This window comes from Nocardia asteroides, assembly GCF_900637185.1.
GTDB classification, from domain to species: Bacteria; Actinomycetota; Actinomycetes; order Mycobacteriales; family Mycobacteriaceae; genus Nocardia; species Nocardia asteroides.
Genome location: NZ_LR134352.1, coordinates 6,520,881 through 6,544,504, shown reverse-complemented (window position 1 = coordinate 6,544,504; position 23,624 = coordinate 6,520,881). Strand labels below are relative to the sequence as shown.

At 69.2% G+C, this 23,624-nt stretch carries 24 protein-coding genes; 12 read left to right on the top strand and 12 right to left on the bottom strand.

The genetic code is table 11. From position 1 onward, the window contains the following. The first annotated feature begins 211 nt into the window (after positions 1 to 211). Positions 212 to 484: a hypothetical protein gene (locus EL493_RS30250; RefSeq protein WP_019048938.1), complete on the top strand. Its 273-nt coding sequence runs from the start codon at positions 212 to 214 to the stop codon at positions 482 to 484. 5 nt (positions 485 to 489) lie between these two features. Here EL493_RS30250 and EL493_RS30245 read toward each other — a convergent pair whose 3' ends face one another. Both EL493_RS30245 and EL493_RS30240 read right to left on the bottom strand, forming a co-directional pair. Next, positions 490 to 813 carry a hypothetical protein gene (locus EL493_RS30245; RefSeq protein WP_019048937.1) on the bottom strand — a complete coding sequence of 108 codons (324 nt, stop codon included), beginning with the start codon at positions 811 to 813 and terminating at the stop codon, positions 490 to 492. A 19-nt stretch (positions 814 to 832) separates the two neighbouring features. Next, complete coding sequence (locus EL493_RS30240) at positions 833 to 1,318, bottom strand: MarR family winged helix-turn-helix transcriptional regulator (RefSeq protein WP_019048936.1); 486 nt, start codon at positions 1,316 to 1,318, stop codon at positions 833 to 835. Positions 1,319 to 1,386: 68 nt separating this feature from the next. On the opposite strand from EL493_RS30240, the gene EL493_RS30235 reads away from it, so the two are divergent. Further along, a complete protein-coding gene (locus EL493_RS30235; RefSeq protein WP_378770485.1) occupies positions 1,387 to 2,817 on the top strand; it encodes an MFS transporter in 1,431 nt (476 codons plus the stop codon). A 1-nt stretch (position 2,818) separates the two neighbouring features. Here the strand turns inward: EL493_RS30235 and EL493_RS30230 are convergent, their stop codons facing one another. Together EL493_RS30230 and EL493_RS30225 are read right to left on the bottom strand one after the other, a co-directional pair. Continuing rightward, entirely contained in the window at positions 2,819 to 3,553 is a 735-nt protein-coding gene (locus EL493_RS30230; protein ID WP_019048934.1) for a helix-turn-helix domain-containing protein, read from the bottom strand. Between the two features lie 31 nt (positions 3,554 to 3,584). After that, positions 3,585 to 4,319, bottom strand: a complete 735-nt coding sequence (locus EL493_RS30225) for a helix-turn-helix domain-containing protein (RefSeq protein ID WP_019048933.1) — start codon at positions 4,317 to 4,319, stop codon at positions 3,585 to 3,587. Positions 4,320 to 4,735: 416 nt separating this feature from the next. On the opposite strand from EL493_RS30225, the gene EL493_RS30220 reads away from it, so the two are divergent. The 3 genes from EL493_RS30220 (at position 4,736) to EL493_RS30210 (ending at position 7,538) form a co-directional block, all read left to right on the top strand. Next, positions 4,736 to 5,329, top strand: a complete 594-nt coding sequence (locus EL493_RS30220; protein ID WP_019048932.1) for a CHAP domain-containing protein — start codon at positions 4,736 to 4,738, stop codon at positions 5,327 to 5,329. A gap of 200 nt (positions 5,330 to 5,529) precedes the next feature. Further along, positions 5,530 to 6,666: a hypothetical protein gene (locus EL493_RS30215; protein ID WP_019048931.1), complete on the top strand. Its 1,137-nt coding sequence runs from the start codon at positions 5,530 to 5,532 to the stop codon at positions 6,664 to 6,666. A 161-nt stretch (positions 6,667 to 6,827) separates the two neighbouring features. Beyond that, positions 6,828 to 7,538, top strand: a complete 711-nt coding sequence (locus EL493_RS30210) for a DUF1906 domain-containing protein (protein WP_022566352.1) — start codon at positions 6,828 to 6,830, stop codon at positions 7,536 to 7,538. A gap of 4 nt (positions 7,539 to 7,542) precedes the next feature. On the opposite strand, the gene EL493_RS30205 is transcribed toward EL493_RS30210, so the two are convergent. Further along, a complete protein-coding gene (locus EL493_RS30205; RefSeq protein ID WP_022566351.1) occupies positions 7,543 to 7,902 on the bottom strand; it encodes a hypothetical protein in 360 nt (119 codons plus the stop codon). Positions 7,903 to 8,156: 254 nt separating this feature from the next. Further along, positions 8,157 to 8,876, bottom strand: coding sequence for an Rv1157c family protein (locus EL493_RS30200; protein WP_019048928.1), 720 nt, complete (start codon positions 8,874 to 8,876; stop codon positions 8,157 to 8,159). Between the two features lie 315 nt (positions 8,877 to 9,191). Here EL493_RS30200 and EL493_RS30195 point away from each other — a divergent pair, with 315 nt between their 5' ends. Next, entirely contained in the window at positions 9,192 to 10,475 is a 1,284-nt protein-coding gene (locus EL493_RS30195; protein ID WP_267890409.1) for a mannosyltransferase, read from the top strand. A 4-nt stretch (positions 10,476 to 10,479) separates the two neighbouring features. On the opposite strand, the gene EL493_RS30190 is transcribed toward EL493_RS30195, so the two are convergent. Next, positions 10,480 to 10,779 (bottom strand): 4a-hydroxytetrahydrobiopterin dehydratase, encoded by a 300-nt coding sequence (locus EL493_RS30190; protein ID WP_019048926.1) that lies wholly within the window; start codon positions 10,777 to 10,779, stop codon positions 10,480 to 10,482. 54 nt (positions 10,780 to 10,833) lie between these two features. Beyond that, positions 10,834 to 11,010 (bottom strand): hypothetical protein, encoded by a 177-nt coding sequence (locus EL493_RS32610; protein WP_022566349.1) that lies wholly within the window; start codon positions 11,008 to 11,010, stop codon positions 10,834 to 10,836. 125 nt (positions 11,011 to 11,135) lie between these two features. Here EL493_RS32610 and typA point away from each other — a divergent pair, with 125 nt between their 5' ends. The 5 genes from typA to EL493_RS30165 all read left to right on the top strand — a co-directional run bounded on the left by typA (position 11,136) and on the right by EL493_RS30165 (position 18,554). Further along, on the top strand, positions 11,136 to 13,040 hold the full coding sequence (gene typA / locus EL493_RS30185; RefSeq protein ID WP_022566348.1) for a translational GTPase TypA: 1,905 nt from the start codon (positions 11,136 to 11,138) through the stop codon (positions 13,038 to 13,040). Between the two features lie 150 nt (positions 13,041 to 13,190). After that, a complete protein-coding gene (locus EL493_RS30180; protein WP_030200990.1) occupies positions 13,191 to 14,909 on the top strand; it encodes an ABC transporter family substrate-binding protein in 1,719 nt (572 codons plus the stop codon). Between the two features lie 782 nt (positions 14,910 to 15,691). After that, a complete protein-coding gene (gene mshB, locus EL493_RS30175; protein ID WP_019048922.1) occupies positions 15,692 to 16,582 on the top strand; it encodes an N-acetyl-1-D-myo-inositol-2-amino-2-deoxy-alpha-D-glucopyranoside deacetylase in 891 nt (296 codons plus the stop codon). Between the two features lie 96 nt (positions 16,583 to 16,678). After that, entirely contained in the window at positions 16,679 to 18,100 is a 1,422-nt protein-coding gene (locus EL493_RS30170; protein WP_019048921.1) for an amino acid permease, read from the top strand. 10 nt (positions 18,101 to 18,110) lie between these two features. Further along, the gene (locus EL493_RS30165; protein WP_019048920.1) at positions 18,111 to 18,554 is read left to right on the top strand and encodes a hypothetical protein; all 444 of its coding nucleotides are present in this window, start codon (positions 18,111 to 18,113) and stop codon (positions 18,552 to 18,554) included. Positions 18,555 to 18,560: 6 nt separating this feature from the next. Here EL493_RS30165 and EL493_RS30160 read toward each other — a convergent pair whose 3' ends face one another. Continuing rightward, positions 18,561 to 19,304: a TetR/AcrR family transcriptional regulator gene (locus tag EL493_RS30160; protein WP_019048919.1), complete on the bottom strand. Its 744-nt coding sequence runs from the start codon at positions 19,302 to 19,304 to the stop codon at positions 18,561 to 18,563. Positions 19,305 to 19,478: 174 nt separating this feature from the next. Here EL493_RS30160 and EL493_RS30155 point away from each other — a divergent pair, with 174 nt between their 5' ends. Then, on the top strand, positions 19,479 to 21,002 hold the full coding sequence (locus tag EL493_RS30155; protein ID WP_019048918.1) for an MFS transporter: 1,524 nt from the start codon (positions 19,479 to 19,481) through the stop codon (positions 21,000 to 21,002). A 30-nt stretch (positions 21,003 to 21,032) separates the two neighbouring features. Here EL493_RS30155 and EL493_RS30150 read toward each other — a convergent pair whose 3' ends face one another. The 3 genes from EL493_RS30150 to EL493_RS30140 all read right to left on the bottom strand — a co-directional run bounded on the left by EL493_RS30150 (position 21,033) and on the right by EL493_RS30140 (position 23,622). Further along, positions 21,033 to 21,434, bottom strand: a complete 402-nt coding sequence (locus tag EL493_RS30150) for a DUF1622 domain-containing protein (protein WP_019048917.1) — start codon at positions 21,432 to 21,434, stop codon at positions 21,033 to 21,035. Between the two features lie 149 nt (positions 21,435 to 21,583). Then, positions 21,584 to 23,125, bottom strand: a complete 1,542-nt coding sequence (locus EL493_RS30145) for a PH domain-containing protein (protein ID WP_019048916.1) — start codon at positions 23,123 to 23,125, stop codon at positions 21,584 to 21,586. Then, positions 23,122 to 23,622 carry a PH domain-containing protein gene (locus EL493_RS30140; protein ID WP_019048915.1) on the bottom strand — a complete coding sequence of 167 codons (501 nt, stop codon included), beginning with the start codon at positions 23,620 to 23,622 and terminating at the stop codon, positions 23,122 to 23,124. Before EL493_RS30140 ends, EL493_RS30145 begins: the two co-directional genes overlap by 4 nt. Between the last annotated feature and the right edge of the window lie 2 nt (positions 23,623 to 23,624).

The following is a 23,624-nucleotide window of genomic DNA, read 5'->3' as shown; positions in this document are numbered from 1 at the left end:
CACTGCCCCGATATCCGTGGTCTGCCGAACCGGCCCGCCGCGCCGGACAATTGAGCCGGGTCGGGACCGGTCGCCGAAAATAATGCTCCGAGAACCGTGCAAAGTGGTCAATCCGCTCGAATCGGGCTCGGAGCGTTGTTTCGGCGTGAATACTGCATATTCGCAGTGCTTTTCGGAGAGTGGGATTCAGCTGATGTCGTCCGGTCGTGAAATGTCCAAGCCGTATGCCGTGCGAGTCGCCGTGGTGGGTGTCGCGCTGGCGATCGGGATGCTCGGCGCGGCGGGTCCCGCGTCGGCGCTACCGGGCTCGGGCTCGTCGACCGGGTCGGCCACCGGCTCGGCCGATCTGGCCTCGGGTTCGGCGAGCGGCTCCTCGGGTGCGGCCGCCGCGGGTGCCGCCAGCCTCTACCTCACCTGGCAGTCGGCGCAGTTCATCCAGAAGACCATCCAGATGCTGCTGGCCATCCCGCGCGCCCAGATGTGAGGCGCCTACTTCCAGGCGCGTTCCCAGCGTTCGGCCGCCCAGTCCCGCACGTCGGGACTGAGCGCGATCGCGGGCAGCAGCAGCGCGAAGCCGAGGGCCAGCACCGCCAGCCGCACCCAGACGCTGAGTTCGGCGACGGCGCGCAGCAGCGCGGGTAGTACACAGAGCGTCGCGAGTACGACCAGGACGATGGCCGCGAGATTGCGGCCGGGGCCCGCGATCAGCGCGGAACAGGTGCCGAAGCACAGGCCGAGGACCAATCCGCCGACCCCGACGAAGTAGTTGTCCCAGGCGAGCCAGCTCGGGCGGGTAGACCGGTGAGTGACCACGCGGCGGAGCTTAGCGCGCTCAGTCCTGTCCGCGTGGCGGTCTGGGCCAGGGGTTTTCCTCGATCCGCTCCACCGAGCGGTTGAACTTCTGCATGAGCCTGCTCAGCTCGGTCACGTCGTGCTCGTCCCAATCCGCCACGACGACACCGATTCCGGCCGCCCGGTGCTTCTGATCGGCGGCCAGCGCGGCCTTGCCCTGCGCGGTCGCGCGGATCTTCCTGGCCACGCCGCCGTCGGGATCCGGGACCCGTTCCACCAGATCCTGTTTCAGCATCGCCCCGACCTGGCGATTGATGGTGGAGATGTCGAGCTGGAAGGCCTCCGACAGTTCCCGCAGGCTCAGCGGCTCGGTGAGTTCGAGGCGGGTGAGGATCAGGAACGCGGAGCGGTCGAGCAGGAAGCCGGGTCGGCGGCGCGCCGGGGTGGGGAAGTGGCGCGAGATCAGGTTCAGCTCGAACACCAGGCGGGTGAACGGGGTGTCGTCGACGGGGCCGGAATCGGACATGTGCCAACTATGTCGTGTGGATCACTCCGAGTCCAAATTGTGTACCATACACATGCTGTGTACCGTGCATATTCGTGTCCGTTACCGATGCCGACGTCTCGCCGGCCACTCCCGAAACCCGTGGCGTCACCCCCGTCGTGCTCATCGCGGTGCTCAGTACGGTCGGCGTCGTCGTCTCGCTCATGCAGACGCTGGTCATCCCGATCATCCCGTCGCTGCCCACCCTGCTGAACACCTCGGCGTCCAACGCGTCCTGGGTGGTCACCGCGACGCTGCTGGCGGGCGCCGTCTCCACGCCCATCGCGGGCAAGCTCGGCGACATGTTCGGCAAGCGGCTGATCTTGGTGATCAACCTGGGCTTCATGATCGTGGGCTCGATCATCTGCGCGAGTTTCTCCTCGCTGCTGCCCGAGATCGTCGGCCGCTCGCTGCAGGGTGCCGCGGTGGGCGCGATCCCGCTCGGTATCAGCATCATGCGCGACGAGCTGCCTGCCGAGCGGGTCGGCGGCGCGATGGCCGTGATGAGCGCGACGCTCGGCGTCGGTGGCGCCGTCGGCCTGCCGTTCGCGGCCGTCATCGCGCAGAACGCGGACTGGCACATGCTGTTCTGGGTGGCCGCCGGGCTCGGCGCGCTGTGCGCGGTGCTGGTGTTCGTGTTCGTGCCCGAGTCGCCGGTGCGCACGCCCTCGAAGTTCGACTTCGGCGGCGCGGTGGGTCTGTCCATCGCGCTGCTCACCCTGCTGATCGGCATCACCAAGGGCGCCGACTGGGGCTGGGCCAGCCCGTCGATCCTGGCGCTGTTCGCGGTGTCGGTGGTGAGCTTCCTGCTCTGGGGGCTCTACGAGCTGCGGCAGTCGGCGCCGCTGGTGGACCTGCGGGTCTCGGCGCGGCCGCGGGTGCTGTTCACCAACCTGGCCTCGATCGCGGTGGGCTTCGCCCTCTACGGCATGTCGCTGACCTTCCCGCAGCTGCTCATGGCGCCCGAGGCCAGCGGCTACGGCTTCGGCCTGTCCATGGTGGTCGCCGGACTGGCGATGGCGCCCACCGGCCTGGTGATGATGCTGCTCTCGCCGGTGTCGGCGCGGCTGTCGGCCAGGAAGGGCCCGAAGCTGACCCTCGCGCTCGGCTCGGCCGTGATCGGCATCGGCTACCTGTGCGCGGTGGTCATGATGGACAGCGTCTGGCAGATCATGCTGGCCTCGGTGATCGTGGCCGGTGGCGTCGGCCTGGCCTACGCCGCGATGCCCGCGCTGATCATGGGCGCGGTGCCGATCACCGAGACGGCGGCCGCCAACGGCCTGAACTCGCTGATGCGCTCGATCGGCACGTCCACCTCGGCTGCGGTGATGAGCGTGGTGCTCGCGCACATGACCATGCAGCTCGGCCCGCACGTGCTGCCCTCGCGGGCCGGGTTCCACACCGCCTTCTTCATCGCGATGTCGGGTGCGGTGGTCGCGATCGCGCTCACCGCCTGCATCCCGGTCCGCAAGGCGGACTAGCTCACTCCAGGATCGGGCAGAACACGACCAGCGACCATTCGCGGCGCGGGATCGTGTACTCGAGGGCGTGCATGATCATGGTGATCGGCTGCCCGGTCTCCGGGTCCTTGAACCGCTGCACGGGCCGGTCCAGATGGGTCGGCGCGTGCGGTTCGGTGGTCCAGAACTCCGCCCATTCCGGCGCCTGGGAGCAGGCGCCCACCAGCTGATCGATGCGTGCCTGCGGCACCACGCCCGGGCTCATCACCCGGAAGCCGTAGACGCACAAATGGACCTGGGTGTGCCAGTCCAGCATCGCCTCGCGGGCGCGGGGATCGAGCAGCATCCATTCCAGCAGGGTCGTGCCCGCGGTGAGACCGGGGAAGATGCGCTCCCAGGCCGCGTTCGCCGCCACGATGTCGAAGGTCGAATACACCTGCAGGCTGGCCGGATACGGGATCGCGTTCAGCAGCACCAGGTCGGTGATCGGCACCTGGTCCGCGGGGTCGGGCGGGGCGCTGTCGTAGCGGTCGGCCAGCGACAGCGACACCAAGTGGTCGCGGAACAGCGCGGGTACCTCGAGCACGTCGAACATCGCGTTGAGAGCCTCGATGGTCGGCGTGCGCGTGCCCTGCTCGATCTTCTGGATGAGACCGGGCGAGATGCCCGCCGCCGCACTGAGCGCGGCCCGGGTCAGGCCCGCCGATTCCCGGCGTTCGCGCAGGTAGCGCGCGATCGGTGGATGCGGGTTTGCCACGTCGCAGTCCTCTTTCGGAAACAGGGGTTCGCTAGGCGTCCGGTCGCGGGACCATGGCGACCAGCGCCCATGGCCTGCGTGGCAACGCGAAATCCAGGTTGTGCATCGCCATCACCGTCGGCTCGCCGGTGTCGACGTGCCGCACGATCAGCTCCGGTTGCTCGATGCCGTACGGCGGGGGCGGCTCCGTCGTCCACAGCTTCGTCCATTCGGGGGCACGGGAACAGGACGCGACGAGCTCGTCGATCCGCTCCTGCGGCACCACGCCGGGGCTGATCACCCGGAAACTGTAGACGCTCATATGGATCTGCCGCTCCCAGTGCACGACCAGCGAGCGCGCCGCCGGATGCAGCAGCATCCATTCCAGCAGCGTGGTGCCCGCCTCGAGGCCGGGGAACTGGCGCGCCCACGGCTCGTTGACGGCCAGCACGTCGAAGGTCGGGAAGACCTGCAGGCTGGCCGGGTAGGCGAAGCCGTTCAGCAGCAGGAGCTCGGTCTCGGGTACCGCCATCTCGACCGGCGCGGGCCGGTCGTAGCGATGCGACAGCGACAGCGACACCAGATGGTCGCGGAACGGATCGGGGATCCCGAGCGCGTCGCACAGCGCGGTCAGCGCCTCCAGCGTGGGCGAGCGGGTGCCCTGTTCGATCTTCTGGATGAGCGCGGGTGAGACGCCGGCCAGGGCGCCGAGCGCGCTCCTGGTCAGCCCGGCCGACTCGCGGCGTTCGCGCAGGTAGTGCGCGATCGGCGCATGCGGGTCTTCCACGCAGGCATCCTCCAGTGGTCGTCGGTACAAATTGGGACAGTCGTCTAGCTTGACCGACAGTAAAGCTTTCGCAAAAATTCTCACAGCCGAGCGGGTGATCGCGCGGCTGCCAGCCCAGCGTGGCGCGGTGCTCCAGGCCGGCGATCGCGCTGGTGCGGTCAGTGAGTTCCGGAGCGGTACGTGTTCCAACCACGTCCGCGCCCCGTGCGTGGACGTCGCCGGAGGGGACGGCACGCACGCTGGATGCGCGCCGAGAGCGCGGTAGCGAGCCGACGCCCGGGTGGCGCAGGGGTCCACCCGGTGGTCGTGCTCCGCCCGGCCCGCTCCGGAGCCCACACACACATTCGCGCATCCGGGAACCAGTGGCGTCCCCGATTCGTCTTAGAGTGCAGAAGACAGATCGAAAGTGGGGGGCGATGGCGCAACTGCAGACCGAACCGATCGAACGGACCGGTCGCCGGGGCCGGTGGGCACTCGGTATCTCGGGGTTTCTCGCGGCCACGGCCGTGGTCGTCGTCGGGCTGGTGTGGTGGCAGCACGACTGGGGCGAGCAGTTCCCCGCGCTGGACAGCGAACACCTCGACGAACAGCAGATCGCCCTGGTCGACGTGCTGCGCCAGGAATTCGAGCACCCGGGTGACGGCAAGAAGTACGCCGAGGGCGTCGAGGAGGCCTGGTGCGCCGACTTCGTCAGCTGGACGATGCGGGCGGCGGGCAGGCCGCTGGCCAATCCGAATTCCGGGTCGTGGCGCATTCCCGGCGTCTACACGCTGCAGGAGTACTACCAGAGCGTCGGCCGCTTCACCCCCGGCAGCGTCGGCTACCGGCCCCGCATGGGCGACGTGGTGCTCTACGGCCCGTCGAGCCCGCTCGGGCAGCACACCAACATCGTGCTGAAGGCCGACGGCGACACCATCACCACCATCGGCGGCAACGAGATGGGCTCGGTGCGCGTCCGCACCATCACCCCCGCCGACACGCCCGATCTGGTCGGCTACGGGCGTTTCTGAAATCGATTGTCGCTCATGACAACTGGGAAGCTCCGGGACGGCGCTCCAGCGCTGGTACCCGTACGATGGAGTCGGTGGCGCCCGGCAGCGCCCCGGCCGGCCCCTCCGTCCTGCTTCCCCCTCATCGGCAGGACGGGGGAGTTGTGCCTGTAACCGCCGGTTCCACCTCGTCCCGTACCGTGTCCGATGTGCGCGGGAACGTGAGTGAACAGGCACGGCGGGATCCGAGATGGATCGAGTACGCCGATTTCGGCGAGCGATTCGTCACCTACGCCGTCACCGAGGAGCGGATAGCCGCAGCCGTGGCGGGCATGACCGGCCGAGGCGTCACGATCGGCCCGTTCTCCCTCGGACCGGCCGGACTGGCCGGATTCGTCGCCGAAGGCGCGCTGGGGACGCCCGTGGTCACCCGTAACCCCGGTGACGCCCTGACCTTCAACGTCCAGGTGCCGCTGACGCTGGCGGTGAACCTGGTGCTGGGTGGCCGCAAACTGCGCCTGGCCGCCGTTGTCGAGATCGGCCTGACCCTGCACGCGCGCACCGCGCAGCCGCTGCTGGTGGTGATCGACGTGGCACCGGTGACGGCCAGGGACGTCAGCTTCACCCTGCGCGCCGAGGCCATCGACACCGCGTGGGAGATGCTGCTCGACCCGATCGCCGGGCTGGTGCAGCGCGAGGTCGCCAACCGGGTCAACGCCATCGTCAACGACCCCAAGGCCCGGCCGGAGCGGGTCTTCGACATCGAGGCCATCCTCGACGGCTACCGCTCACCGCACCGTAACGACACCGTCTTCGAGTGGATCGACTTCCGCGAGTTCGGCCTGCGCTTCTTCACCCAGATCGTCACCAGGGAGCGGGTGCACGACGTGGTGGCGCAGATGGCGGGCAGTGAGATCGCGATCGGCCCGCTCTCCGAAGGACCGCGCGGCGCGGCCACGGTGACCGTGCGCGGCGCGATCGAGCAGCCGCGCGTCGTCGACCGGGGGATCGGCGCGCCGGGCGATCCGCGGGTGTTCGACATGACGCTGCCGGTGGGCCTGGACATCACCGTCGACGTGCTCAAGGCCAACCACTACCGCGCCGACCTGGAGATTCCCCTGGTGCTCACCGCCAGGGCCGCCGAGCCGCTGCAGATCGTCATCGCCGTGCCGCCGCCGGCCGTCGAGGACATCTCGCTGGAATTCACCGCCAAGGGGCTGCGCGCGGCGACGCTGGCCCGGCTGGCCGGGATCAAGAAGCAAGTGGTGGCCCAGGTGGTGGCCGTGGTCAGCACCGAGGTGGCCGATCCGGCGGGCCGCACCATCGACGTGGGCGCGGCCATCGACAGCGCCACCTGACCCCTGTGACCACTGGGACGAAAGTGACCTTTGGTTCTAGCGGTTCCCCTGTGGTTGTGGTGAAATGAGTGCACGTTCGAGGCTCCCGGCGCGCGGGATTCGGGGAAGGCGCGCCGGGCACGCTGCCGGTTGAAGGTCGGGTTGCGCGAAGGAGTCCTGCGATGCGTTCTGTTCCGGTGACCCGGCGCGAGTTCTTCGGATTCGCCGCCGCGGCGGCCACTGTCGGCCTGGGTCTGTCCGCGGCGCCCGCGGCGGCCCAATCCTTCGGCACCCTGGTCGACTACGCCGCGGGCGTGCCCTCGGCCGAGGCCATCGCCGCCGCGGGCCATATCGGGGTGATCAGGTACGTCTCCGACCGCAGGCCGGGCGCGGAGTGGATGGAGGGCAAGCCGCTGCTGGCCGCCGAGGTCGAGGACCTGTGGGCGGCGGGGCTGTCGATCGTGTCGAACTACCAGTTCGGCAAGGGCCCGACGGCCGACTGGCGCGGCGGGTTGGAAGCGGGCAAGGAGCACGCCGAACGCGGCTGGGCACTGCACACCGTCGCGGGCGGGCCGGACACCGCGCCGATCTACGCCTCCATCGACGACAACCCGTCCGAGCAGGAATTCGACGAGATGATCGCGCCCTACATCGAGGGCTGGCAATCGGTGCTCGGCGCCGAACTCGTCGGCATCTACGCCAACACCCCCACCATCGACCGCGCGCTCGACGCGGGCCTGGGTTCCTGGTTCTGGCAGCACAATTGGGGGACGCCGCAGGGGTACGTGCACCCGGCCGCGCAGCTGCACCAGTTCGAGATCGACAAGCGCGACATCGACGGCATCGGCGTCGATCTGAACCGGGTGCTCGCCGAGGACTACGGCCAGTGGTGACGGATTAGGTCTGGCAGTGGCAGGTCGGCGCGAGCCGCAGCTCCGGCTCGTCGTCGGGGATGACCCGCAGCGCGGTCCGGCCCTCCGGCTCGGCCAGGACGCCGCGCCAGGCCAGCAACGACCACCGCGACAGCCCGGACAGCGCCGATCCCAGGCTCACGAACGAGCCCGACGACAACGCCGACCCGAACGACCCGACCGACCCGATGGACAGCACCGACCCGACACTGCCGATCGACAGGACCGAATACGCCGACCCGATCGACAGAATCGACCCCTCCGAACGCCAGGACAGGATGGAGCGCCGCGAACGCGCACTCCGAATCGACCGACTGCCTTCTGAACAAGAGCGCTTGGTCGCCATGATTCCCGGTCTACCACACCCCACAGCCCCCAGGAACCCCCAAAAAAGCCGAGAGACCACTGACCGACGCAAGCACATGGGTAACTCACCGGGCACGGGCAAACCAAGCCCCCACCACTGTCTGGCCGCCAACGCAAACCTCCCCGCGCCCCAGGTCTGGCCTGGAGTCCCGGAGAGGCGGAACAGCCGCCAACGCAAACCTCCCCGCGCCCCAGGTCTGGCCTGAAGTCACGGGGAGGCGGAACAGCCGAGTTCTAGACGGTGAAGAAGCCCAGGGTGGGCATGAACGAGCAGGTGCGCGGGGCGGCGCCCTCAGCCTGCGTGGTCAGCGAACCCGAGACCACCGCGACGACGCGACCGTGTCCGGTGCTCGCGATGGCCGACAGGGTGGCCGGGCCACCCGGGTTGATCTTGGCCTCGTCGGTCAGCGTCTGCACCGCGGACTGGCGGGTGTCGAGGTTGAGCCACTGCACCGTCATCGGCGGGTTCTGCTCGGCGGTCGGGGCCTTGGTGCCGAGCGCGGTGAACACGAAGCCGGCCTGACCGGGTTCGACGCCGGGCGGCGGCAGCTGGGCCGGGCCCGCGACGGCCAGCGCGGTGCCGACCGAGTCGGCGCCGTCACCGATGCAGCCCTTGCCGATGGTGGGGTACAGGAACTGGGCGATGACCGGACCGTCCTGCGGGATCTCCGGGCCGCCACCGCCGCTGCCGTCGAGGAAGGTGATGATCCGCTCGAGGGTGGACTTGATGGCGGGCGGCAGGTTCAGCGTGGCCAGCAGCGCGCGCGCCTGGTCGAGCAGGGCGGTCTGCGGGCTCGCGACGTCGGCCGGGCCCGCGATCAGGCCCGCGACGGCGGGGGCGAAGGCGGCGAGCGCGTCGACCGGGACGCCCTCGGGCACCATCGGCACGCTGACCGGTGCGGCCTGCTGAGCAGGCGCCGGAGCGGCGATGGTCGACGCCGGCGCGACGAGCATGGCGCTTGCCGCAATGGCGAATGCGGTCGTTGCGATCCGCGATCCTCGGCTACGAAGCACTTGTCTAGCCGTCCTTACCTCGGTGTTGCGATGGGACGAGGGTGTCGAGCCCTTCGATGTCGGGGTCACTCTAAGGACATCGCTGCCGTGTTGTACAGCCGCCTGGCCAGTGGCATCGTGACGACACCGACCGTGTTCATCGACGCTAGCCCCCAGCGCTGTTACAGCTGGGGATGTTGATGCAAATGTTACCGATGGTGTCGTGCGCTCGCGCGCGGGCCCGGGCGCGGTGGCGCCGGTGGCCGCCCGGTTAAGGTGATCGGAGCAACGCGACGCGGTGCCGACGCCTCCCTCCCGACCGAAAGCCTGGCCTTGAACCGACATCTCCGATGGGCTCTCGTGCTGCTCGGACTGTCCGTGCTCGCCCGGCTGGGCTGGATGTTGTTCGCGAAGAACGGGCTCAACGTCGTCGACCTGCACGTCTACGTGGACGGGTCGGCCGCCCTGCTCACCGATCGCCTCTACGACTTCACCTACGCGGAGAAGACGCCGGACTTCCCGCTGCCGTTCACCTATCCGCCGTTCGCGGCGCTGGTCTTCTTCCCGCTGCACTATCTGCCGTTCTCGGCGGTCGCGGTGGGCTGGATGCTGGCCACCGTCGCCGCGCTCTACGGCGTGATCCGGATCAGCTTCGAACTGCTACTGGGTGCCGAGCGCGCGCGGCGGACCCGCTGGATCACGGCCGCGGTGGCGTGGACGGCGCTGGGTGTGTGGCTGGAGCCGGTGCGGACCACCATCGACTACGGCCAGGTGAACGTGTTCCTGGTGTTCGGCGCGATGCTCGCGGTGCGCAGCGCGCGCTGGTGGATCTCGGGCACGCTGGTCGGCGTGATCGCCGGCATCAAGCTGACGCCCGCGATCACCGGCCTGTACTTCGTGGCTCGCCGGCGCTGGGCGACGGTGCTGTGGTCGGCGGCCGCCTTCGGGCTGACGGTGGCTGTGAGCTTCGTCATCAACGCGCACGAGGCGAAGCGGTACTTCGGCACCCTGCTCGGCGACGCCGACCGGATCGGGCCGGTGGGCTCGGTGTGGAACCAGTCGCTGCGTGGAACGCTGAGCAGGATCCTCGGCTACGACGTGCAGTCGGGACCGTGGTGGATCGCCGCGGTGCTGGTCACCGTGGTGCTGGCGCTGCTGGCCTGGCGCACGCTCGGCCCCGACGACCGCCTCGGCACGCTGGTGCTGGTGCAGCTGTTCGGCCTGATGATCTCGCCGATCTCCTGGTCACACCACTGGGTCTGGCTGATCCCGACCGTGCTGTGGCTGCTCTACGGACCGCTGCGGACCCAGCTCGTCGCGCGGATCCTGGCCGGGTTCTGGGTGCTGACCATGCTGATCGGGGTGCCGTGGGTGCTCTCGTTCGCGCAGCCGACCATCTGGACCATCCCGCGCCCGTGGCCGCTGGCCTGGCTCGGCGCGGTCGACGTGATCGGGGTGTTCGTCCTGCTCGGCTGGCTGATCTGGCACGGGCGCGACACCCTGCGCGCGCAGGCGCGCCGGATCGGCCGACGCGAGGTCGAGGTGCCCGCGGCGAACTGAGCGCTCAGCCGCCGACGAGGTCGTCGATGGTGTGCGCCAGCGCCGTGTCGTTGGCGGTGAGACCGCCCGCGGAGTGCGTGCTCAGGGTGAAACGGACTGTGCGCCATCGGATGTCGATGTCGGGATGATGGTCGGCCGCCTCGGCGGCGTTGGCCACCCGGCGGACCAGCTCGATGCCGGCGAGGAAGTCGGGGGCCTGCACCGCGCGGGTGATCGAGGCGCCCTCGCGTGACCAGTCCGGCAGCGTGGCCAGGGCGATGGTGATCTCGGGGTCGGACAGCAGTGCCGGTTTCGAGGTACCCATACCAGCAGTTCTACGCCTCGCCGGGGCAGCGCGCATCGCCCGTCGTCGGACGGCTCAGGCCGCGCGCGCCTTCTTCAGTGCCTTTTTGAGATCTTTACCGCACATTCCCGCGGCTTCGGCCTTCTTCATGCGCATGATGACGACGGGGCATTTGAAGCAGCGCGTCTTCTTCCTGCAGCACTTTTTCTTCGGCTTCAGGCTCGACACCTTCTTCGCCTTCACCTTGCCCATGCGGGTTAGCGTACCCTAAGTACAATGCCTGACACGTGCGCGCCACTCCGGTACCGGTACGGTGTAACAGGCCGCGATGCCAGATGAATGCGCGCCAATACACCAACATGCAGGAGGATTGAGGCGTGTCGTCTACACGCGATTTTCGCAACGTCGCCATCGTGGCCCACGTCGACCACGGCAAGACGACGCTGGTCGACGCCATGCTTCGTCAGTCGGGTGCGTTCGCCGAACGAGCCGAGCTGGTCGACCGGGTGATGGACTCCGGTGACCTGGAGCGCGAGAAGGGGATCACCATTCTCGCCAAGAACACCGCGGTGCACCGGCACCACCAGGACGGCTCGGTCACCGTCATCAACGTGATCGACACCCCGGGCCACGCCGACTTCGGCGGCGAGGTCGAGCGCGGCCTGTCCATGGTCGACGGTGTCGTGCTGCTGGTCGACGCGTCCGAGGGCCCGCTGCCGCAGACCCGGTTCGTGCTGCGCAAGGCGCTCTCGGCCAAGCTGCCGGTGATCCTGGTCGTCAACAAGACCGACCGCCCCGACGCCCGGATCGAGGAGGTCGTCGAGGAGTCGCACGACCTGCTGCTCGACCTGGCCTCCGACCTCGACGACGAGGCCGCCGAAGCCGCCGAGCTGGCGCTGGACCTGCCGGTCCTCTACGCCTCCGGCCGCGAGGGCAAGGCCTCCAAGGAGCGTCCGGAGAACGGTCAGGCGCCCGACGCCGAGAACCTCGACGCCCTGTTCGACGTGCTGCTCAACAACATCCCGGCGCCCAAGGGCAACCCGGAGGCGCCGCTGCAGGCCCACGTCACCAACCTCGACGCCTCGGCGTTCCTCGGCCGTCTGGCCCTGGTCCGCATCCACAACGGCGAGCTGCGCAAGGGCCAGAACGTCACCTGGATCAACGCCGACGGCGCCAAGCAGGTCAAGATCACCGAGCTGCTGCAGACCATCGGTGTCGAGCGTCAGCCGGGCGAGGTCGCCGTCGCCGGTGACATCGTCGCCATCGCCGGTATCCCGGACATCATGATCGGCGATACCCTGGCCGACATCGACAACCCGGTCGCGCTGCCGCGCATCTCGGTCGACGAGCCCGCCATCTCGGTGGTCATCGGTACCAACACCTCGCCGCTGGTCGGCCGGGTGCAGGGCCACAAGCTGACCGCCCGCATGGTGAAGTCGCGCCTGGACTCCGAGCTGATCGGCAACGTGTCGCTGCGCGTGCTCGACATCGGCCGCCCCGACGCCTGGGAGGTGCAGGGCCGTGGTGAGCTGGCGCTGGCCATCCTGGTCGAGCAGATGCGCCGCGAGGGCTTCGAGCTGACCGTCGGCAAGCCGCAGGTGGTCACCAAGACCGTCGACGGCAAGGTGCACGAGCCCTTCGAAGAGCTGACCATCGACTGCCCCGACGAGTACCTGGGCGCGATCACCCAGCTGCTGGCCGCCCGCAAGGGCAAGATGGTGCAGATGAGCAACCACGCCGCCGGCTGGGTGCGCATGGAGTTCATCGTCCCCTCGCGTGGCCTGATCGGCTTCCGCACCGTGTTCCTCACCGAGACCCGCGGCACCGGCATCGCCAACGCCGTCTCGCACGGCTACGCGCCGTGGGCCGGTGAGATCCGCGCCCGCCACACCGGTTCGCTGGTGTCGGACCGCGCGGGCACGGTCACCCCGTTCGCGATGATCCAGCTGGCCGACCGCGGTCAGTTCTTCGTCGAGCCGGGCGCCGACACCTACGAGGGCATGGTCGTTGGCATCAACCCGCGCGCCGAGGATCTCGACATCAACGTCACCCGCGAGAAGAAGCTGACCAACATGCGCAGCGCGACCGCCGACGTGATGGAGACCCTGGCCAAGCCTCTGACGCTGGACCTCGAGCTGGCGATGGAGTTCTGCGCCGGCGACGAGTGCGTCGAGGTCACCCCCGAGGTGGTCCGCGTGCGCAAGGTGGTGCTCGGCGCCAACGAGCGTGCTCGCGACCTGTCGCGCCGCAAGGCCCGCGACCGCGCGGTGAGCAACTCCTGATCGAGTTCTGACAGTGGGACGGTACTTCGGTACCGTCCCACTGTCGTTTTCCACGGAGACCGGTGCCGGGCTCCGCACAGATGGGCGAGGTAGGGTGCCAGAGTGAGCTCGGGGGTCAGACGCGCAAGGTGGCGCGTGGCGGTGTTGGCGATGACGGCCTCGACGGCGGTCCTCGCCGGTTGCACCGCGAATCCACCACCGCCCATCGAGAGCACCGATTCCCCCAAGACCACCCAGGCCAAGCCGGGGAAGAACACCGTCGTGGTGGCGATCGACGACATCGGCATCGGCTTCAATCCGCATCTGCGCTCGGACCAGTCGCCCGCGACGAACGCGGTGAGCTCGATGGTGCTGCCCAGTCCGTTCCGGCCGGTGCCGAACGCGCTGGCGCCCGGCGTGGTCGACCGGGTGCCCGACGCCGCGCTGATCGAATCCGCCGATGTCACCGCGCAGGAACCGTTCACGATCACCTACACGCTGCGCAACCAGGCCAACTGGTCCGACGGCGCCCCCATCGCCGCCGAGGACTTCCGGTTCCTGTGGCAGCAGATGATCACTCAGCCCGGCGTGGTGGATCCGGCGGGCTACCGGCTGATCTCCGATGTTGCGTCGGCCGACGGCGGCAAGAAGGTCACCGTCACAATGACGCAGCCGTATCCGGCGTGGCGGGAGCTGTTCTCGAATCTGCTGCCGTCGCATCTCGTGAAGGATTCCCCCGGCGGATTCGCCAGCGGTCTGGCCGAACGGATCCCGGTTTCGGGCGGGAACTTCACGATGCGGGTCGACCGTGGCCGCGATGAGATCCTGCTGGAGCGCAACGATCGCTTCTGGGGCACTCCGGCGGCACCCGACCAGATCCTGTTCCGCCGCGGCGGAACCTCGTCTCAGCTGGCCGAGTCGTTGCGAACCGGGGATGTTCAGATGGCGCTCGTGCACGGCGGCGTGGCAACGCAGGCACAACTCGCCGCCATTCCCTCGGTGCGCACCACCATCATGCCGCAGGCCCGTGAGCTTCAGCTGGTACTCAACGGTCGCTCGGGCGATCTGAGTGACGCGCGGGTGCGCAAAGGGGTTCTGGCGTTGCTCGACCCCGGTCTGTTGGCAACTGTCGGTGCGCAGTCCGGTGGCTGGGTGGAACCCGCACGCGCGCAGATACTTCCACCGTCGAGTCCCGGGTACAGTCCGACCGCGCCCCCGCGCCCGAGCACCGAGGAAGCGTTCGCGCTGCTGGCCGAGGCCGGTTTCGGGCGCACGCCGGAAACCGCACAGACCAACTCACCCACCTCGCCGGCGCCGCAGCCACGGCCGGTGGTCCGTACGGGTAAAGCGCTGACGGTCCGGATCGGCGCCGTCAACGAGGACGCGGTCGCCCTCGCCGTGGCCAATACCGCCGCCGACCAATTGCGCAGTGCCGGAATCGATGCCACCGTTCGCGGTCTGCCCGCCGACGAGCTGTACGGCAAGGATCTCACCGACTCTGCGGTCGACGCCGTTGTCGGCTGGGAGCTGGCCGGTGACGACCCGGCGACGGCGCTGGCCTCGCGCTACGGCTGCCCGCCCCCGCAGCTCCCCGCTGCTGACAGCAAGGCGCTGGCGGCGGCCGAGTTCTACCGCACGGCGCCGAGCAATATCGGCGGGGTGTGCGACCCGACCCTGCAGCCATCGATCGACGAGGCGCTGCGTGGTGTCGAGGTACCGCGCGTGCTGGCCGAGGCCGAACCACGGCTGTGGGAGTTGTCGACCGTGCTGCCGATCGTGCAGGACAATGTCGTCGCGGCGGCGGGACCGCGGGTGGACGGCGTCTCGCTGTCGGGCGCCATCCAGGTCGGTATTTTCGGTGACGCCGCGCAATGGCGGAAGCTTCCGTGACGACCTGTTCGGACGCCTCGTACTTGTCAGGCGCTGCGCGGTCCTTTAGCCTGTTGGCTGTGCGACCGAAAAGTCGCGCCGTATCAGGGAGGGGATTGACAGTGCGTACCAAGATTGGTGTCGCTTTTGCTACGTCGGTGTTTTCGATTGGATGTCTGGCCGTCTTGGCTGCTCCAGCGCAAGCCGCCGACGAATATATCGGATCATGTCACTACACTGACGGTTCCTGTAAGGCTGCTGCCGACCAGCGGTGCCCGGGTCAATACAAAATCGTCCAGCGAAATGACGGATCGCTGATCGATGATTGGTTCTGTGTCCGGCTGTAACGGAGCTGGCCCTGTCCACTGGACAATGTGATGTCGCTGAGGGATCACCGCAGGTGGTGAACCCTCAGCGACTGCTCACGTCGACTCCCGGCTTCGCGCAGAAGTGTGGGGATTTGCGTAGGTGCAGGCTTCGGCGTCGACTCGTGCGAGCCGATGCCCGGGTGTTCGGCAAATGCGAATAATTCGCGTATCGCTCACATAGTGAAGAGTAGTCGAATTTCTCCGTCCTTTCAGATTCTGATGTCTTGTTGCTGTCGGGTAGATTTCGGTCGGAAAATCGGACCAGTCGATTCTGGGCTTTGCTGTGTAGCGCGGCGGAAAAGGGCGGGCGGGTGGCGCGCAGACGTGTCGGCACATATCCCGGCTGCAGATTTCGTTGTGTCGTGAGGATTAATGGGGCGCGTCGGCTAGCATTCAACGGTCGCTGGTTCGGCGACGGGAGGAGAGGTGCTTTCGATGGACGGAACCCGCGGAACCGGCGGACTGTTGCTGGTGCACGCCCACCCCGACGACGAAACCCTCACCACCGGTGGCACGATCGCGCACTATCGCAAGCGTGGCGTCCCGGTCACCGTGGTGACCTGCACGCTCGGCGAGGAGGGTGAGGTCATCGGGGAGCGGTGGGCCGGTCTGGTGGCCGCCGAAGCCGACCAGCTCGGCGGGTATCGCGTCGCCGAACTCACCGCGGCGCTGGCCGCTCTCGACGCGGGCGAACCGTGGTTCCTCGGCGGCGCGGGGCGCTGGCGGGATTCGGGGATGGCGGGCACGCCGTCGGCCGAGCATCCGCGCGCGTTCGTGAACTCCGGCGACGCGGCGGTCGAGGAACTGGTGGCGGTCCTGCTCGAGCTGCGTCCCCGCGTCGTGGTGACCTACGACCCGCGCGGCGGCTACGGCCATCCCGACCACATCCGCGCCCACGAGATCACCACCGCGGCGGTGGCCGTCGCGGCCGAACGGGGTTGGGACGTCCCGAAGTTCTACTGGACCGTCACCGACGCCGACCTGCTGCGTCAGCACACCGCGGCATTGGCCCGCCGCACCGTCGACGAGCTGCCGGGCGCGCTGCCCGCGGGCTGGCGGCTGCCGGTGGAGGCCGAGCTGGCCGCCATGTCGACCACCGGGGTGACCACCGTGGTCGACGTCTCCGACGCCGTCCCCGCCAAGCGGGCCGCCATGCGCGCGCACGCCACCCAGGTGACCGTCGCGCCCAGTGGCCGGGAGTTCGCCCTGTCCAACAACATCGCGCTGCCGGTGCTGCCGGAGGAGCATTTCACCCTGGTGCGCGGCAGCAAGGGCCAGGTCGGCGCGGACGGCTTCGAGCACGACCTGTTCGCCGGTCTCGATTGAGTCGCTAGCCACGGGGTTGCCGTGACGCCACCGGTGGCCGCCCGGTAGGTTGCCGATGTCCGCGTATCCGGGTGTTGGTGCACGAGGGGTGGCGTCATGACCACAGTGGGTGATCGGCCGGAACTCGAGGACGAGGACGCGGGCTACCACCAGTCGCTGGGCAAGCGGCAGCTGATGATGATCGCCATCGGTGGCGCGATCGGCACCGGGTTGTTCCTGAGTTCCGGTGGCAGGCTGGCCAGTGCCGGACCGTCGCTGTGGGTCGTCTACGCGGTGTGCGGCGTGTTCGTGTTCTTCATCCTGCGCGCGCTCGGCGAGCTGGTGCTGCACCGGCCTACCTCGGGCTCGTTCGTCTCCTACGCTCGCGAATTCCTGGGCGAGAAGGCCGCTTTCGTGGCCGGCTGGATGTACTTCCTGAACTGGTCGATGACCGGCATCGCCGACTCCACCGCGATCGCGCTGTACTTCCACTACTGGCAGCCGATGACGGTGGTGCCGCAGTGGGTACTCGCGCTGATCGCGCTGGTGATCGTACTGATCGTGAACCTGGTGAGCGTCAAGGCCTTCGGTGAGATGGAGTTCTGGGCGGCGCTGGTGAAGGTGACGGCGCTGTGCGCGTTCCTGGTCGTGGGCACGGTGTTCCTGCTCGGCCGGTTCACCGTGCGCGGCGAGCCGACCGGGCCCGCGATGATCGCCGAACACGGCGGGCTGTTCCCGACCGGCATCCTGCCGCTGGTCACCGTCACCTCGGGGGTCGTGTTCGCCTATGCCGCGGTCGAATTGGTCGGTACCGCGGCGGGGGAGACCAAGGACGCGGAGAAGCTCATGCCGCGCGCGATCAACTCGGTGATCCTGCGGATCGCGGTGTTCTACGTGGGCTCGCTGCTGCTGCTCGGACTCCTGTTACCCTACACCGCCTATCACGAGGGCGAGAGCCCGTTCGTCACCTTCTTCGCCGCGCTCGGGGTGCCCGGCATCGGTTCGCTGATGAACATCGTGGTGCTCACCGCGGCCTTCTCCAGTCTCAACGCCGGGTTGTACTCGACCGGGCGGATCCTGCGCTCGATGTCGGTGCGCGGCAGCGCGCCCCGGTTCACGGCGGTGATGAGCGGTCACGGGGTGCCCTACGGCGGCATCCTGCTCACCTTCGGGATCGCGTTGCTCGGGGTGGTGCTCAACGGGGTGGTGCCGGATCAGGCGTTCGAGATCGTGCTGAACCTGGCCTCGCTCGGCATCCTCACCTCGTGGGCCACCATCGTGCTGTGCCAGCTGCAGATGTGGCGGCTGTGGAAGCGGGGGCGGATCGAGCGGCCCGGGTTCCGGATGATGGGCGCGCCCTACACCGGCCTGCTGACGCTGGCGTTCCTGGGCACGGTGCTGGTGCTGATGGCGATCGACCGGCCGATCGGCACCTGGACCGTGGCGAGCCTGGCACTCATCGTGCCCGCGCTGCTGATCGGGTGGCGCTTCGCCGGGCCGCGGGTGCGTGCGGCCGATGCCGTGCGCCCGGCCGAATAGACTCCGTGGCATGGTGACCGACTCCGATCAGCCCGCAGGGACACCCACCGCCGTGCTGCGGTCGGTCCGGCTGCCGTCCCGGCTCGACCCCGTGCTCTCGGGACTGATCGTCGTGCTGCTGCTCGTCGACGCGCTGATCACCCTCGCCCTCGAGGTGCTGTTCCTGCCGCTGTACCTCGGGGCGGTGGCGTTCCCGATCGCGGCGGTGCTGGCAGCACCGATCAATGTGGGCCTGGTCTACGGCATGGAGTCGGTGACCGGCAGGCTCGGGTTCACCTTCGCCCCGATCGTGGTGTGGGTCTTCGGTTTTCTCGTCTGCTCCTCGCGCGGACCCGGTGGTGACGTGCTGCTGCCCAGCGACGGGCGCACCCTGCTGCTGCTGGCCTGCGGCGTGCTCGCGCCCGCCGCGTACCTCTACTTCCGGGCCAACACGGGTCTGTTCCGCTCGGCCTGAGGGTCGTCAGCCGCGGCGGGTCTCGGCGCCGTCCAGGATCAGATCGATCGCCTGGCTGAACTGGTTGAGCGCCCCGGTCGTCGCCTCGGCCACCACCTGTGACCGCTGGTCGACGTAGCGGCGGTGCAGCCGGGGGAAGCCTGCCGACGCGGCGGCGCTGGCCGTCATCACCCGGTCGACCCAGTCCTGCGGCGGCAGGCCGCTGCGCGCGATCGTCATCAGCAGGGCCGCCTCGTTGGCCGAGGAACCGACGATGAACCGGAACAGCGTGTTGGTGGTGACGTCGACGATGGCGTCGTCGAAGCCGCCCGCCTCCACGATGGCCAGCATCCCCTCGGTCAGCCGCATCATGTTCGGGCCAAGGTAGGTCAGGGCCGTGTTGCTGAACACGATGGTGATCCACGGGTGCGCCAGCAGTGTCGCGCGGAGTCCGTCGGCCTGCTCGTGCGCCGTTTCCCGCCAGCGCGCGGGATCCGGCGCCGGGCACGGGACCTCGCCGATCACCTGGTCGACGACCAGTTCCAGCAGTTCGTCCTTGTTCGCGACGTGGGTGTAGAGCGAGGTCGCGCCCGCGCCGAGCCGGGCGCCGAGCTTGCGCATGCTGAGCGCGTCGAAGCCTTCCTCGTCGAGCAGCGCGATCGCCTGGGCGACGATCTGATCTCGGCTGAGCGCGGGTTGATCTCGGCGTTCGCGGGTCGGCCTGGTCCACACCGATGCGATCTCGGTCGAGTTCGTGCTGCCCGCGGCCATCGCTGCCTCCTGTGCTGGGGATGTCGGTCTCCACGTCGCGTTGTCCGCACAGCATAGCGGTTCATGAACACTGTTCGGATTCCGTACGCCGTACCTATTGCGTACGTTGTTCCGCAGTCTTACAGTGTTCGACATAACCGCACACTGTGCGGCGACATTCGAGAGGAGAACGGGATGGACGCGCTCGCAACGGCTTCCACCGGCCAGGAGACCCGGAACCCACGGCGGTGGTGGATCCTGATCGTGCTGTGCCTGAGTTCGCTGGTGCTGGTGGTGGACAACATGGTCCTCACCGTGGCGATCCCGCAGATCGCCACCGATCTGGGCGCGAGCTCCCAGCAGATCCAGTGGATCATCGACGCCTACCTGCTGGTCTTCGCCGGCCTGCTGCTCACCTCGGGCAGCCTGTCCGACCGGTTCGGCCGCAGGCTGGTGATGGTGATCGGCCTGGTCCTGTTCGGCGGCGCGTCGCTGCTGGCCGCCTACGCGAGCAGCCCCGAGCTGTTGATCGCGGGCCGGGCGCTGATGGGCATAGGTGGCGTGCTGATCATGCCGAGCACGCTGTCGATCCTGATCACCGTGTTCGACGACGACGAACGGCCCAAGGCCATCGGCGCGTGGAGCGCGGTCGCGACGGTCGGCATGGTCGGCGGTCCGGTGGTCGGCGGCGTGCTGCTGGACCACTTCTGGTGGGGTTCGGTGTTCGTCCTGAACGTGCCCATCGCCGCGGTGGCCATCGTGGCCGCGCTGGCGCTGATGCCGGAGTCGAAGGGCCCGTGGCGCAAGCCCGACGTGCCCGGCATGGTGGCCTCGATCATCGGCATGACCGCGCTCGTGTGGTCGATCATCTCGGTGCCGCACGCCGGCTGGACCGACCCCGGTGTGCTGGCTGGATTCGCGGTCACCGTGCTCGCCCTCGGCGCCTTCGTGCTCCGCGAGCTGCGCACCGACGAGCCGATGGTGCCGCTGCAGCTGTTCGGCAACCGCACCTTCACCGGGTCCAGCTTCTCGCTGGTGCTCGTGACCTTCGCCAACGGCGGCCTGGTGCTCGTGCTCACCCAGTACCTGCAGTTCGTGCTCGACTACTCGCCGATGCGGACCGCGCTCGCCTTCACCCCGATGGCGGTGACCCTGCTGGTGGCCAACGGGATCGGCGCGGTGCTGGTCGGCAAGCTGGGCGCGCGGATCGTCACCATCGCGGGTCTGCTCGTGGTGGCCGCCGGCTTCGCGGTGCTGGCCACCCTCGACGCCGGCGCGAGCTTCACCCTGCCCGCCGTGGCCATGGCCCTGCTCGGCGCGGGCGGCGGGCTGGCCATGCCCGCCGCGATCGGCGCGCTGATGAGCGCGGTGCCGGGGGACCACGCCGGTGTGGGCTCGGCGCTCAACGACACCATCCAGCAGGCAGGCGCGGCCCTCGGTGTCGCGGTACTGGGCGCGGTGCTGGCGGGAACCTTCGCCGGCGCCATGCCGGACTCGGCGCCCGCCGCGGCCAGGGAGTCGATCGCCGGTGCGCTGGGCACCGGGGACGGCACCGTCATCGGCCTGGCCCGCGATGCCTTCTGCACGGCCATGCAGGTCACCTTCGGGGTCGGCGCGCTGGCCTCGGTGGCGGCGGCGGTGCTCGCGGTGGTGCTGATGCGGGACGCGAAAGCGGTTGCGGGCGAGGCGGAATCCGAGTTGGCGACCGCCTCGGCGTAGTCGCCGGGAGTGCGCGGCGGCCGGGAGTGGCTACTCCCGGCCGCCGCCGTCTGCGTCAGGTGCGGCCGTATCGGTCGGTGCTGTCTCGGGATTCGGCTGCTGCCAGGGCCAGCGGCCGGTCAGTTCGAGTTCCAGGGAGTAACTGAGGAAGGTTCGTACCAGCACGATCAAGGCCAGCACGCCGACGCTGGTGAACGTCGGCGCGATGGCGACGGTGCGGATGATGTCGGCGGCGACGAGGAATTCCAGGCCGAGCAGGATGGCCCGGCCGAGTCCGCGCCGGTAGTCGCGATAGGCGGGATCGAAGTCGCGGCGTCTGGCCAGCGCGTTGGCGAAGCGCACGGTGCCGTACAGCGCGCCGAGGACGATCGCGGCGACGCCGGCCCCGTCCAGCACCTTGCCCGCGGTCTCGATGATCTCGGTGAACTCCACCAACCGCCTCCGTCCGCATCCCGGCGTCCTGTCCGAAGGCTACGCCGCGGACATCGCCATTTCGGGCGGACACTCCCGGTCACCTGGCTGATCGGCGTCGGCAAGCCGGGCCCGGCGTACGGAATCCGGTGCCCGCCCGGTCCGAGCGGTCAGCGGCGGCCTGGCAGACCGGGTGTGACCGCCTCGATCAGCGCCACCGCCTCCGCCAGCGGCAGATCGATCACCGAGTACGCCTTCTTGCCCGCGGCGGTGGCCGCGACCACGGTCGCCAGTCCCGCGCGCCGCTGCCAATACGTGCGGCGGATGGTCCAGCCGATGATGCCGGGTGACTCCAGGCAGTCGCGATTGCGGTCGAGGCTGCCGTGCCGGGTGATCAGCCAGGTCGGGCCGGTGCTGCCCGGCAGGACCCGGTGCCCGAGGCTGCGGTAGCGGTCCTCCGCGAGTGCCGCCATGATCAGGGCGAACACCACCGGGACCGACCAGACGCCCGCGGGCAGTGGACCGGTTGTGAGCGCGAGCGCGAGCATCAGCGCGACCAGGATGCCGACCGGCCACGCCGCTTTGGTGTACCGGCGGCGCCGGGCGGCGGGACCGTGCCGGATCAGCTCGATGGTGCCCAGGGTCGCGCCCGTGACCGGTGCCGAGGCGCCCTCCTGGCCGGGCTCGCGACGGGTGCGCAGCAGTTCGTCGAGGGTCCGTTCGACGGCGGACCTCGGGGCCTGCGGGAGGATCTTCTGGCGGGGGTTCTCGCCGGTCATGATCATTTCCAGCTGGGCGGCCCTGGCCGCGCGCAGCAGCAGCGGATCGTTGAGGGTCGCGCCGCGGAAGCGGGCCAGGTCGAGGGTGATCTGGCGGGTGGTGAACAGGCCGTGGCGCAGGTGCAGGGTGCTCCCGTTGTCGAGTACCCGCAGGCCGAACCAGGTGGCGAGGTACTGCGCGCACGCGGCGGCGCTCACCAGGGCCAGCGAGAACAGCGACAGCCCCGCGATGACGAACGCGACGACCGGCGCGGTGTCGTCGTCGAGATGCTGCACCGCCGACGAGCGCGACACGACGTCGATCAGCCCGTACTGCGCGCCCAGGCCCGCGATCGGCGCGACCACGGCCAGCCCGGTCAGCGACAGCGGCGCGTACCGCACCCAGGCGGGCCGCCAGTGCCCGATCTCGATGCCCGACTCGGCGGCGTCGTGCGGTGAAACATGCGACGGCACCGGCGTATCGGCGGACTCGGGCACCGATTGCCCGGTGTGCGAGAGCAATTCGGCACGCAGCGCGGGAATCCGGCTGATGTCGAGCGCGTCGAGTTTGAACTCCTCGCCCTTGTCGGTCTGCTTGCCGGTGCCGATCGCCAGCACCGCCAGCCCCAGAACCCGGTGCAGCAGATCGGCTTCCACGTCCACCGACCGGATGCGCGGGCGCGGGACCGACAGGGTGCGCCGCTGCACGATCCCGCTGCGCAACTGCACGTGATCGGCGTCGATGCGATAGGAGGTGGTGAACCAGCGGCCCACGCCGTACCCGGCGATCAGCGTCACCGGCAGCAGGCTCCACAGCGGATTGCCGCTGGTGGTGCCGACGATGATCGAGCCGAGCAGCACCGGGATGTACTTCACGATCTCGTTGATCGGGTACACCAGCAGCATGCGCGGATCGAGCCGCTGCCAGGCCGGCGGCGCCGCGGATTCGATCACGTGGCGTCCCCGCGATGCTGGGCGGCGATGGCGGCCAGCCGGGCGACGGTCTGCTCGGCGATCGGCAGGTCCAGCGCGCTGATCTTCACCGCGCCCGCCGAGGACGCAGTGGTGACGGTGACCGTGGCCAGCCCCAGCATCCGTTCCAGCGGCCCGCGCTCGGTGTCGACGGTCTGCACCCGCGAGATCGGCGCGACCCGCGATTCCTGATCCAGCCACCCGACCCGGGTGTAGACGGCCTCGTCGGTGACCTCCCACCGATGCACCGCGTACCGCCACAGCGGCACCACGAGCACCCCGAGCGCCGCCAGGACCACGATCACCGCCCCCGCCACGAGCTGCCAGCCGCGATGCTGCGCGTCGACCGCGAACCACACCCCGAGCAGCACACACAGCACCGCGATAGCGATCGCGTTCTCCAGCGCCCACAGCAGCTTGGCCTTGGCACTGGGACGCCAGGCCGGCTCGGCCAGGATGGTGGAGGGCGGCTGCGACATGC